Below are 11644 nucleotides of genomic sequence, written 5' to 3' on the forward strand. Positions count from 1 at the left end.
CGCAATCGCGCAATGTCAGTTACCATCAAAAAACCCCAGAACGCAGGTGTGTACTCCACCCTGTAATCACCCGGAAATTCTGAACAAATGACTACGTCCGCTACCTCCTCTTCCCCGTCTTCGGCTGCACCGGCAGCCGATGCTGTCCTGATGCTCGAAGTTGCCGAACTCGTGGTCTCATCGCTGAACCTTGAAACAGCCGCCGCAGATATTGGGCCTGATGACGCCTTGTATGGCGACGGCCTTGGACTCGACTCCATCGACATTCTGGAAATCGCGCTGGTGGTTTCCAAGCGTTATGGCCTGCAATTGCGCGCCGACCACGAAGACAACACGCTTATTTTCCAGTCCCTGCGCAGCCTGAGCGACCACATCGCCCTGCAAAGAACAAAGTGATTCCGGGCTTGACGGCAAAGTTGCTGAGCGCTGTTCGCTGGGCAATGATCGCCGCCTTTTGTGTTGCCTATCCAGTGTTGGCGCATCTGGCCTCTGCGGATCCTTACCCCGATCTGTTCGCCGCGGCCGTAGCCATGGCACCCCTGTTGGCAGTGGCTGCTGTTCTGGCCTGGCGGTCACCGTACCGGGTCGCCATGCTGGCTTTGTGCCTGGCCGGCTGCGTGGCGATCTATGCAACAAGTGGCTGGCTGGTAAAACACTTCAACTGGGTATTTCTTCTGCAACATGCGGGCATGCAAGCACTTCTTGCCATGGCTTTTGGCAGCACGCTGCGGCCCGGGCAAGTCCCCATGGTGTCGCGGTTTGCGGCCATCGTGCACGGCGAACTTTCTCCTGCACTCGGCCGTTACACCCGCCAGGTCACCTGGGCCTGGACCATTTACTTTGTGATCATGACGGCCCTGTCGCTGCTCCTATTCTGGCTGGCGCCCATCGTCGTCTGGTCTGCCTTTGCCAACCTTCTGAATTTCCCGCTACTGGTATTGATGTTTGGCGGCGAATATCTCGCGCGATTTTGGGCGCTTGAGCCTGCCGACCGCACAGGCCCGCTCGAGGCCATTCGCGCCTACCGGCAGTCAAACTCCCGAGGCCAGCCCCCTGCAGCCTGAGGCGCAGCCCGCGCAGCCACCCATCATTGACACATACCCAGCCATGACTCATAGTTTTTTTCTTGTTGGCCACGACAGCGTCGAGGACATCGTCGCCTGGCGCCTTGGAAAAAGCATCACGGTGCGACAGTATCTGAGCGACGTTCGGCACCTGGCAACCCAGCTGGCGCCCGGCAAGCACATGCTCAATGCCTGCAGCGACCGCTATCACTTTGCTGTCGGTCTTGGCGCGGCGCTGCTCACCGGAAAAATCAGCCTGCTGCCACCGACCCACACGCCGGAAATGATGCGTCAGTTGCTGGACCTCAGACCTGACGTTTTTTGCCTGGCCGATGCTCCTCATGCGATCGACCTGCCGGGCATGGTGTATCAGGACGCGATGGCACATCCGCGCGCCGCTGCAGACTCCCGCGCTTATTGCGATATCCCCGTGCTTCCCGGCCATCAGCCAGCAGCTGATGTTTTTACTTCCGGCTCAACCGGTGTACCGCTGCCCCATCGAAAAACCTGGGGCGCCCTGGTGCACAGCGCGCGTGCCGAAGCCCAACGGCTCGGCGTCACCCGCGAGCAAGCCAGTCGCCCGTACAACATCATCGGAACGGTCCCGCCACAACACATGTTTGGGTTTGAGTCGACTGTTTTGATGCCACTCCTGTGCGGCAGCGCCCTGCACGCCGGACACCCTTTTTATCCTGCCGACATCGTAAGCGCCATTCAGGCCGTTCCCCGGCCACGCTTGCTGGTCACCACGCCGGTTCATTTGCGTGTGTTGCTGACCTCCGGCATGGATCTGCCAGCGCTGGACCTCGTGGTGTCGGCGACAGCACCGTTGTCGCAGCAGCTGGCACAAACATGCGAGACCGCTTTTTCAGCGCCCCTGCTTGAAATCTACGGGTCGACCGAAACCGGACAAATCGCCACGCGGCGGAGCACCCGGACGCAGGAGTGGGAGCTGTTTCCACAGGTCACTCTCACGCCCCACGACGATCGCTTCTGGGCGTGTGGCGGCCATGTCGAGCAGGTCATGCCCATGAATGACGTGATTGAACCCATCGACAACCGGCGCTTCCTGCTACACAGCCGTCTGGACGACCTGATCAATATCGCGGGCAAGCGCAGTTCTTTGGCTTACCTGAATCACCATTTGGGAAGTATTCCGGGCGTGATCGACGGCGCTTTTTTCATGCCGGACGACAGCGACGCCGACGCTGTCGTACGCCTGATGGCCTTCGCGGTAGCGCCCGGCATGACATCCGCCGCACTGATGGCCGGCCTGAAAGAGCGGATTGATTCCACTTTTTTGCCGCGTCCACTGGTTTTGCTTGATTCGCTACCACGCAACGCGACAGGCAAACTGCCGCGCGAAGCACTGCAGACCCTCGCTGCAAAACATCTCTCGGGTGTCAGCTCTTCAGGCAGCAAACATGCACGGTGAAACCAGCTGGACGGTTGCCGGCGATCACCCGGCGTTTGCCGGGCACTTTCCGGGCAAGCCGATTGTCCCCGGTGTTGTTCTTCTCGACGTCGCTTTACACGCCATCCGCCAGGATCGTCAAGTCCATGGCCCAAGCCGAATCACTTCCGCCAAATTTCTCAGCCCCGTGTTACCGGGAGAAACGCTGGCCATCACCTGGACCACTTCCGGCGCGGGCCAGACCCGGTTTGAAATCTCGGGCAACGGGCGAGTGGTCGCCAGTGGGGTCTTTGCATTTGAGGCCACGCCATGAGTAGCATCGAAGGTAGCCCATCGCCCGCAGCCGCGTGGCGGCAAAGGCCGGAGCGCAGCAACATGCTGATGTTGCGCGTCATGACCTGGATCTCACTGCGCCTGGGTCGCACGGCGGGGCGGGTGGTTTTGTACGGGATTGCAGCGTATTTTCTCGTCGCCAACGCCGCAGCAAGGCACGCATCCAGAGCCTATCTGCGCCGGATACTCGCGCTGTCCGACGCCTCGCGTGTCGGCTGGCGCGCGATTTTCAACCACTTCCTCAGTTTTGCGTCGACGATTCATGACCGGGTGTATTTGATCAATGATCACTTCCAGCTTTTCGACATCCGTGTTCACAATGAGCACCTGGTCGACAACCTGACAAACCGTAGTCAGGGCGTGTTCCTGATGGGCGCCCATGTGGGTAGCTTCGAAGTGCTGCGAGCTGTCGGGCGCAAGCAGGCGGGGTTGCGCGTTGCCATGGTGATGTACGAGGAAAACGCCCGCAAGCTCAACTCTGCCTTGAGCGCCATCAATCCAGCGGCGCAACAGGACATCGTGCCGCTTGGGCGGGCAGACTCCATGCTCAAAGTCAACCAGCTTCTCGAGGCCGGCAGCGTCGTCGGCATGCTGGCCGACCGCTGCTTGAACAACGACACAACCCGCCCCGTCCCCTTTCTTGGCCAGTCTGCGGAATTTCCCGTTGGTCCGTTTCGCATGGCGGCCATATTGCGCAAACCCGTCGTTTTCATGGTCGGGCTTTACGGTGGGGGCAACCGCTACGATATCCATTTTGAGACGCTGGCTGACTTTTCCAGCATGCCCGCTGGCGGGCGTGAAGCTGCCGTACAGGCCGCCATGGCACGCTACGCGCAGTTGCTGGAACAACATTGCCGCACCGCCCCATACAACTGGTTCAATTTTTTCGACTTCTGGCAAACGAGCAAGCCCTTGCCTGCCCCAACTTCAGGTCCCGCTTCATGACCAATGCTTCACGCTTTTTCACCGTGTCAACGCCCAGAGCCTGGTTAGCCGCTGCGAGCGTGATGATCGGCCTTTGCAGCACGCCAGCCCTGGCCGCCTGGGATGTGAACCAGTTGATGAAGGGCCTTGCCGAAAACAAGTCAGGCCGGGCAAGCTTTGTGGAAAAAAAATACATCGCCCTGCTCGACAAGCCTGTCGAGTCTTCTGGCGAGTTGCTTTACACCGCCCCGGACCGGCTGGAAAAGCGTACGCTCAAGCCCCGCGTCGAGTCGCTGCTCATCGATAGCGGCACCCTCACCGTTGAGCGCGGGAAACGCAAAATGGTGTTGCGGCTGCAGGAGTATCCCGAGCTGGTCGCCTTCACCGAGAGCATCCGTGGCACGCTGGCAGGAGACATCGCCGCACTCCGGCGCGTCTATAACCTGGACCTCGAAGGCAACGAGGAGCGCTGGACACTGACCCTGCGTCCGGTCGAAACCAAAATGCTCGAGGTTGTGCAGCGCATCCGGATCGGCGGCAGCCGCGCTGAGGTCAAGTCCATCGACATTGAGCAAACCGACAAGGACCGGTCGGTGATGACCATCGAGAAGCTAGCAGCACCATGACGGGGAGGTTCACTCAGCGCCGGTTTCTGCCAGTCTGGCTGTGGGTAGCCTTTTTGCTGGCCTGCGGCGCCATCATCAGCCGCACGGAGGTCACCACGGACCTCTCGGCTTTTTTGCCAAAAACCCCAACACCTGAGCAACAGTTACTGATGGACCAGCTGCGCGACGGGATTGCCTCGCGCCTGATTCTGGTGGGTATCGAGGGTGCCGACGCGCCGGCGCGCGCCGAAATTTCCAAACAAGTGGCCAAGCGCCTGCGTGCCGACAAGGCTTTTGCAGCCGTCAACAACGGAGAGCCTGTCAACACCGAGCGCGACCAGGCTTTCCTGTTTAACAACCGCTTTTTGCTCAGCCCTGCGGTGACCCCTGAACGCTTCAGCACCGACGGTTTGAGCGCGGCCCTGCAGGAAAGTATCGACCTGCTGGCATCACCCGCAGGGCTGCTGGTCAAGTCCCTTTTGCCGCGAGACCCCACGGGGGAGATGGTCCAGCTCCTTGACCAGCTCAGCGGCGCAAACCAGCCACAGCTGGCGCATGGGGCCTGGGTCTCACGCGATGGCGCGCGTGCCCTGATGTTGATGCAAACGCGCGCCACGGGATCCGACACAGATGCGCAGCAGCGCGCCATGGCCGCCATCAATCAGGCTTTCGAGGCAGCGCGCCAGACGGCCCCCGAGGCAAAACTCGTGATGACCGGGCCGGGCGTCTTCTCGGTCACCTCCCGCGAAACCATCCACAGCCAGGTCAGCCGCCTGTCCCTCATCAGCGTCGTCCTCATTGCCGCCTTGCTGCTGCTGGTGTATCGCTCACCGACGGCTTTGGTTCTTGGGTTTTTGCCAGTCCTCACCGGGGTGCTTGCTGGCGTTGCGGCGGTCAGCCTTGGCTTCGGCGCTGTGCATGGCATCACACTGGGTTTTGGCACAGCGCTCATCGGTGAAGCTGTGGACTACTCCATTTACCTGTTCGTGCAATCCGAGCAGGCCGAGGGCGATAACGAAAATTGGGTCCGGCGTTTCTGGCCTACGGTTCGCCTTGGTGTGCTCACCTCCATCTGCGGCTTCGCGTCACTTCTGCTGTCGGGCTTTCCCGGCCTGGCGCAACTCGGCCTGTACGCCATTGCCGGCCTCATCGCCGCCGCGGTCATGACCCGATTTGTTTTGCCACGCCTTTTGCCAACGAATTTCCGCATCCATGACGTGTCCGCAATTGGCCGGGTCCTTGGACGCTTGACAGAACGGGCGTCCGTCTTGCGCTGGCCGGTAGTGGCATTGCTGCTGGCCGCCTGCGTTGTTCTTGCCCTGAACCGCAACACTTTGCTCAATGAGAAGATTTCCTCCCTGAGCCCGGTTTCTCAAGCGGACATCGCTCTGGACGAGAGCCTGCGCGCCGACATGGGTGCGCCCGATGTACGGTACCTGGTGGTCGTCTCCGGTCCCACCCGCGAAGCCGTACTGACTTCCTCCGAACAGGTTTCCAGGCTTCTGGAAACGCAAGTGGACAAAGGGGCACTGGCGGGATTTGAAAGTCCCAGCCGCTACCTTCCGAGCATGGCTACCCAGCGCGCACGCCAGGCCAGCCTGCCCGAGGCAAATGAACTGCAAGTCCGACTCACGAAAGCCGTCCAGGGCCTGCCCGTGCAGGCAACGCTTTTTGATCCTTTCCTGGCCGACGTTCAAACCAGCCGCAAGCAGCCCCTGCTGGAGCCGGCCGATCTGGAGCGGACCTCGATGGCCATGGCAGTGGATGCGCTGTTGCTGGAACAGCCTCGTGGCTGGACCGCCTTGCTGCCGCTCAAAGCGCCGGAGGGTGGCAACATAAATGCCGACCCGATTCGCGCAGCACTCGCCGAGACCGGCTTGTCAAATGTGCTGTTTGTCGACATGAAGGCCGAATCCGACCGCCTCTATTCCGGCTACCTCAACGAGGCTTCGCTACTCTCACTTGGCGGCCTTGTAGCACTTATTTTGTTGTTGCTGGTGATTTTCCGTTCGCCCTCACGGGTCCTGCGCATCATCGCGCCGCTGATTGCGTCGGTTATCACCGTCACCGCAGCGCTTGCCCTGTTAGGTCAACAGCTGGTCATATTGCATTTGGTGGGGCTCCTGCTGGTGGTAGCCGTTGGCTCAAACTACGCACTCTTTTTTGACCGACCCGATCCTCTCGTCCCGATCTCACACCGCACCCTGGCTTCAATGGCACTTGCCAATGCAACCACAGTGGCGGGCTTTGGCCTGTTGGCGTTTTCCAATGTTTCCATCTTGCAGGCCATGGGTGTCACGGTCGCTCCAGGCGTCATCCTCGCGCTGGTGTATGCGGCAATTTTCGCGAAGCAAGCTCATGTCCAGGTCTGAGCTCAACTGGTACTCCCCCCCCTTAATACGCGGCTCCATTGCTGCGCACGGATTGGCCGTTGTTGCCATCGTTGCAGCCCCGACCTTATGGCCCTGGCTACTGTCGGCCGTGGCTGTCAATCACATGCTGATTGCAGGTGCCGGCCTTTGGCCGCGCAGCCAGTGGCTGGGTCCCAACTGGACGCAACTGCCTTCCGCTTCGCAGCAGGTTGTTGCGTTAACGATCGACGATGGTCCGGATCCAGTGGTCACCCCTCAGGTACTGGACGTGCTTGACCGCTACGCTGCGCGAGCGACGTTTTTCGTCATTGGCGAAAAAGCCGAGCGTCATCCCGAGCTGTGCCGCGAAATGATCAGGCGCGGCCATGCCGTTGAAAATCACAGTCAGCACCACCGCCATCACTTCTCGGTGATGGGCACGGGGGGCATCACGCGGGAGGTGCAAGCCGCTCAGGACACAATCGCTTCGATCACCGGCCAGCGTCCGAAATTCTTCAGGGCGCCCGCTGGGCTGCGCAATCCCTTCCTCCAACCGGTGCTGGCCCGATTGGGGCTGCAGCTGGCGAGCTGGTCTGCGCGCGGTTTTGATACGCGAATCGGTGACGCCGCCCGCATCAATTCAAAATTGCTGCCCAGCCTGAAGGCGGGGGCGATCCTGCTTTTGCACGACGGCAATTCTGCGCGTACGCCCGGCGGTGTGCCTGTCATTCTCGAAGTGCTTCCCGCCCTGCTTGAGACGGCTGCAGCCCGGCAGTTGCGAATGGTCACCCTGCGCGAGGCACTGGCGTGAGCATTGATCTCCCCCTGCAGACCCCTTGGCACACCCAGGCCGCGCAAGCTTTTCCTCACCACATTTTTCTGAAAAGCATCGGCATACCGGCATTTATTGCCATGTTTTTTGGCGCCTACTTCTACCTGCTGAAATATCCCGTCCATCCCGTCACGCTGATGCCCATCACCCTGCTCGATCGACTGATCAACTTTCAGCCTGCAGCCGTGCCTCTTTATGTTTCGTTGTGGGTGTATGTGTCCTTGGCGCCTGCGTTTTTGTCGAGCCGGCGCGAGCTGTATGTGTATGCCCTGGGCATGACCGCAACCTGCCTGACCGGTCTGCTCGTCTTCTATTTTTGGCCCACTGCCGTTCCCGCCGCCGAGATTGATTGGGGCCTTTACCCGAGTGTGGACTTTCTTAAAACCATGGATGCGGCCGGCAATGCCTGCCCTTCCCTGCACGTGGCCACCGCTGTTTTTACCGGGGCCTGGCTACATTTCATCTTGCGCCGCTTCGGTGCGCCGTTGTGGCTCCTGCTTGCCAATTCGGTTTGGTGCATTGGCATCGCCTACTCCACCCTGGCTACGCGCCAGCACGTAGCCGTGGACATGTGGGCCGGGTTGGCATTGGGTCTGATAACGGGCTTTATGTCACTACGCTATATACGACCGGTCAGCGCCAGTGATCGCACCGGGACTGACACTGGCTGAACTTCAAAAAAATTCATCTGTTTTAACCAGCTCGTCATCTGTGACTTCTGCCCATCTCCGCCACCGTTAACAGTTATTCCGCCATGCACTCCACCCCCTTTGCCTTCACCAAAGAGCTCACCGAACAGGCTTCCGCGCCCTATAAGCCGGCTGGTCTTTACACATGGTTTTTTGCCAAGGGCAAGCTCGGAGGAGACCCCGCGTTTTCCTATTTGCTAAGCGCCGGACTGTTATCCAACCGTTCGCGAATTCTCGATATCGGTTGTGGGCAGGGACTGCTGACCTCCTGGCTGCTTGCCGCGAATGCGAGCGCCGCGCGCGGTGATTGGCCCAAAAATTGGCCACCGGCGCCGACGCCGTCTCACGTGCGTGGAATCGAACTGATGGCGCATGATGTGGATCGCGCAAATCAGGCCCTTGCACCCGCTGTTCAGGCAGGTCAGGCTGAATTTGTTCAAGCAGACATGTGCAGCGCGGATTTCGGAAAGGCCGACGCCGTGGTGATTCTGGATGTTCTGCACTATGTCCCGGTTTCCGCGCAGGACGACGTGCTGCGACGCGTTCGCCAGTCGCTTCCCCCGGGCGGGCTGTTGCTGCTGCGAGTCGGGGATGCCGCCGGAGGTTTGCCCTTTGCCATCAGCAACTGGGTGGACCATGTTGTTACCACCCTGCGCGGCCACCGGCTGGGCACGTTGTATTGCCGCCCTCTTGCTGACTGGAAAATCGCGTTGCAAAAACTCGGTTTCGAAGTCGAAACACAACCCCTGAGTCAAGGCACCCCGTTTGCCAACGTACTCCTTGTTGGACGATTGCCACAGGCTGCATGAGCCCTGCCCATCGACAGATAATTTCCCACGTATCAAATGACCTCGCCCACCCGTTCATCGCAAGCCACTTTGCCGCCCATTCACCTTTCCAGCTTCACTGCCAGCAGTTGCATTGGCAAAGGACTTGAGCCCATGCTGGCGTCGCTGCGCTCCCGCCGCAGTGGACTGCAGCCCTGCCAATTCGATACTGTCACGCTCTCAACCTGGGTGGGCGCAGTGGAAGGTGTCGACGAGGAAGTCATGCGGGCCGACCTGGCGCATTACGACTGCCGCAACAACCGGTTGGCCCAACTGGCTTTGCGTCAGGACCGGTTCACTGAAGCTGTTGCCGCGACAGCGGCTCGCGTCGGACCCAGGCGCGTTGGTGTTTTCATCGGGACCAGCACCTCGGGCATTTTGCAGACCGAACTGGCTTACCGGCGTCTGGACCCCCACACAGGCGCATTGCCGCCTGACTTTGTTTATCACGGCACCCATAATTCTTTTTCGGTCAGCCAGTTTGTACGTGACTACTTTGGGCTGCAGGGCCCTGCAGCTTCCGTCTCTTCTGCCTGCTCATCAAGTGCCAAGGTATTTGCTTCAGCCAGCCGCATGATGCAGGCCGGCCTGATCGATGCTGCCGTCGTGGGCGGCGTGGACTCGCTGTGCCTGACAACCCTGTATGGTTTCAACTCACTGGACTTGCTTTCTGACAGCCCCTGCCAGCCGTACGACACCGCGCGCAAAGGCATCTCCATCGGCGAAGGCGCTGCATTTATATTGCTCGAACGTGTGCCGGACCATCTCAACGCCGACGCGGTGTTACTGTGCGGCGTGGGTGAATCCAGTGATGCGCACCACATGTCCGCTCCGCACCCGGAGGGGCTCGGTGCCTCCATGGCGATGCGGCAAGCGCTGCAGACCGCGGGGCTGGATCCCTCAGGCATTGACTACATCAACTTGCATGGCACCGCAACGCCCTCCAACGACGCAGCTGAGGGCAAGGCCGTGGCGGAAGTCTTTGGAGAGAACACGGTGGCCTGCAGTTCCACCAAAGGCGCAACCGGTCACGCCCTGGGTGCGGCTGGAGGCATTGAAGCCATCATCAGCGCACTGGCGCTGCAACACGGACTGATGCCAGGCGGCGTAAACACCCAGCAGCGCGACCTGGCCATACCCGTGAACTACCTGCTCGAAAACCGTGCACAGCCTTTGAGGCGGGTTCTGAGCAATTCATTCGGTTTTGGCGGTACCAATTGCAGCCTGATTTTCAGTCGCGCTGCCTGAAAGACCACCCATGACACAGCCTTCCACTTCCACCCGTCCCCATAGCTCAGCCATCAAGGCCCTGACTGTTTTTGTCGAGGGCGTCGGCCTGCTTGGTCCAGGTCTGCCGGACTGGGCGCAGAGCGTCCCCGTCCTCAGCGGGCTTGCGGCTTACCAGACGCAGCGAACCGTCCTTCCGCTGCCCATGGCCTTGCCCCCAGCCGAGCGCCGGCGCGCTGGCGCAGTCGTCAAGGTTTCCCTCGCTGTCGGGCAGGAAGCCGTCACGCACTCAGGCCACCAGGCGGCGGCGCTTGCGTCGGTGTTTTCATCGTCCAGTGGGGATGGCATCAACTGCCATGAAATTTGCAACACGTTGGCCTCCAGTGACCGCCTGATTTCACCCACACGATTTCACAATTCCGTGCACAACGCGCCTTCGGGCTACTGGAGCATTTCCAGTGGCGCCATGGCCTCTTCGTCCGTGCTGTGTGCGCATGACGCCAGTTTCTCGGCGGGCTTACTTGAGGCGATGACACTCGCGGTGGTCGAAGATACGCCCGTCCTGCTGGTGACTTACGACACCGATTACCCGGAGCCCCTGCGCAGCGTCCGACCGATCCCCGACACCATCGGCCTGGCCTTGGTCATCAGCCCGCAGCGCAGCCCAAGGAGTTGCGCGCAGATCACCTTGGGAGGTGAAAGTGGTGCGACGACTGCAGCGGAAAGTGCGATGGACAACGCCGCACTCGAAAGCCTGCGAACGGCGGTCCCGGCCGCTCGCGGCTTGCCCTTGCTGCAGGCCATCGCCAAAAAGCAGACAACTTCTGTGGTGCTGGCTTATCTGGACGGCATGCAGCTCGCCCTTGAAGTCTCTCCCTGATGAGCGCCACAACGCCGATCAACCGCGACGGCATTGCCCGGCGCATTCCGCACCAGGGCAGCATGTGCCTGCTTGATGAGGTCACTGCCTGGGATGACGCACATATCAGCTGCCAGACCACCAGCCACCTCGCGCCGGACAATCCGCTGCGGGCGTACGGCCAATTGGGTGCGGCCTGCGGTATTGAATATGCGGCCCAAGCCATGGCCATGCATGGCGCCCTGGTGGCTGAGAGACTGGCACCTGACGGAACTGCCTCCATCCCCACCCGTGGCGGTTACCTGGCCAGCGTACGCAGCGTCATCATGCATGTCGAGCGGCTGGATACGGTTGCTGGCCCTCTGATGGTCCATGCAGAACGCGTGACCGGCGACACCAACACCGTGCTCTACAGCTTCACCGTGCAAGCCGGCGCGCAGGCATTGCTGAGCGGGCGCGCGGTCGTCGTGCTCGACGCATCTGCCTTTGCAATTTCAGGCTGAACCACATCAGAGATAT

Annotated in this window: 13 protein-coding genes; all 13 read left to right on the forward strand. The window is 60.6% G+C overall.

What is annotated here, in order from left to right:
- Nucleotides 1-87 precede the first annotated feature (87 nt).
- The 13 genes from VE934_RS06060 to VE934_RS06120 all read left to right on the forward strand — a co-directional run bounded on the left by VE934_RS06060 (nucleotide 88) and on the right by VE934_RS06120 (nucleotide 11628).
- On the forward strand, nucleotides 88-396 hold the full coding sequence (locus tag VE934_RS06060; protein ID WP_324885360.1) for a phosphopantetheine-binding protein: 309 nt from the start codon (nucleotides 88-90) through the stop codon (nucleotides 394-396).
- A gap of 44 nt (nucleotides 397-440) precedes the next feature.
- Nucleotides 441-1064, forward strand: coding sequence for a hypothetical protein (locus tag VE934_RS06065; RefSeq protein WP_324885362.1), 624 nt, complete (start codon nucleotides 441-443; stop codon nucleotides 1062-1064).
- Between the two features lie 43 nt (nucleotides 1065-1107).
- A complete protein-coding gene (locus VE934_RS06070) occupies nucleotides 1108-2499 on the forward strand; it encodes an AMP-binding protein (protein ID WP_324885365.1) in 1392 nt (463 codons plus the stop codon).
- Nucleotides 2489-2791 carry a 3-hydroxyacyl-ACP dehydratase gene (locus tag VE934_RS06075; RefSeq protein WP_324885367.1) on the forward strand — a complete coding sequence of 101 codons (303 nt, stop codon included), beginning with the start codon at nucleotides 2489-2491 and terminating at the stop codon, nucleotides 2789-2791. Before VE934_RS06070 ends, VE934_RS06075 begins: the two co-directional genes overlap by 11 nt.
- Entirely contained in the window at nucleotides 2788-3756 is a 969-nt protein-coding gene (locus VE934_RS06080; protein WP_324885369.1) for an acyl-CoA synthetase, read from the forward strand. The genes VE934_RS06075 and VE934_RS06080 overlap by 4 nt, the downstream gene beginning before the upstream one ends.
- Nucleotides 3753-4361 carry a LolA-related protein gene (locus tag VE934_RS06085; RefSeq protein WP_324885371.1) on the forward strand — a complete coding sequence of 203 codons (609 nt, stop codon included), beginning with the start codon at nucleotides 3753-3755 and terminating at the stop codon, nucleotides 4359-4361. Before VE934_RS06080 ends, VE934_RS06085 begins: the two co-directional genes overlap by 4 nt.
- On the forward strand, nucleotides 4358-6712 hold the full coding sequence (locus VE934_RS06090; RefSeq protein ID WP_324885373.1) for an MMPL family transporter: 2355 nt from the start codon (nucleotides 4358-4360) through the stop codon (nucleotides 6710-6712). Before VE934_RS06085 ends, VE934_RS06090 begins: the two co-directional genes overlap by 4 nt.
- Nucleotides 6699-7502 (forward strand): polysaccharide deacetylase family protein, encoded by an 804-nt coding sequence (locus tag VE934_RS06095; protein ID WP_324885375.1) that lies wholly within the window; start codon nucleotides 6699-6701, stop codon nucleotides 7500-7502. The genes VE934_RS06090 and VE934_RS06095 overlap by 14 nt, the downstream gene beginning before the upstream one ends.
- Complete coding sequence (locus VE934_RS06100; protein WP_324885377.1) at nucleotides 7499-8194, forward strand: phosphatase PAP2 family protein; 696 nt, start codon at nucleotides 7499-7501, stop codon at nucleotides 8192-8194. Before VE934_RS06095 ends, VE934_RS06100 begins: the two co-directional genes overlap by 4 nt.
- 83 nt (nucleotides 8195-8277) lie before the next feature.
- Entirely contained in the window at nucleotides 8278-9021 is a 744-nt protein-coding gene (locus tag VE934_RS06105; RefSeq protein ID WP_324885379.1) for a class I SAM-dependent methyltransferase, read from the forward strand.
- Between the two features lie 69 nt (nucleotides 9022-9090).
- Complete coding sequence (locus VE934_RS06110; protein ID WP_324885718.1) at nucleotides 9091-10287, forward strand: beta-ketoacyl-[acyl-carrier-protein] synthase family protein; 1197 nt, start codon at nucleotides 9091-9093, stop codon at nucleotides 10285-10287.
- 10 nt (nucleotides 10288-10297) lie between these two features.
- Entirely contained in the window at nucleotides 10298-11146 is an 849-nt protein-coding gene (locus tag VE934_RS06115; protein ID WP_324885381.1) for a beta-ketoacyl synthase chain length factor, read from the forward strand.
- A complete protein-coding gene (locus tag VE934_RS06120; protein WP_324885383.1) occupies nucleotides 11146-11628 on the forward strand; it encodes a 3-hydroxylacyl-ACP dehydratase in 483 nt (160 codons plus the stop codon). Before VE934_RS06115 ends, VE934_RS06120 begins: the two co-directional genes overlap by 1 nt.
- Nucleotides 11629-11644: the final 16 nt, after the last annotated feature.

Origin of the sequence: Polaromonas sp. (assembly GCF_035638815.1) — a bacterium.
Lineage (GTDB): Bacteria > Pseudomonadota > Gammaproteobacteria > Burkholderiales > Burkholderiaceae_C > Polaromonas.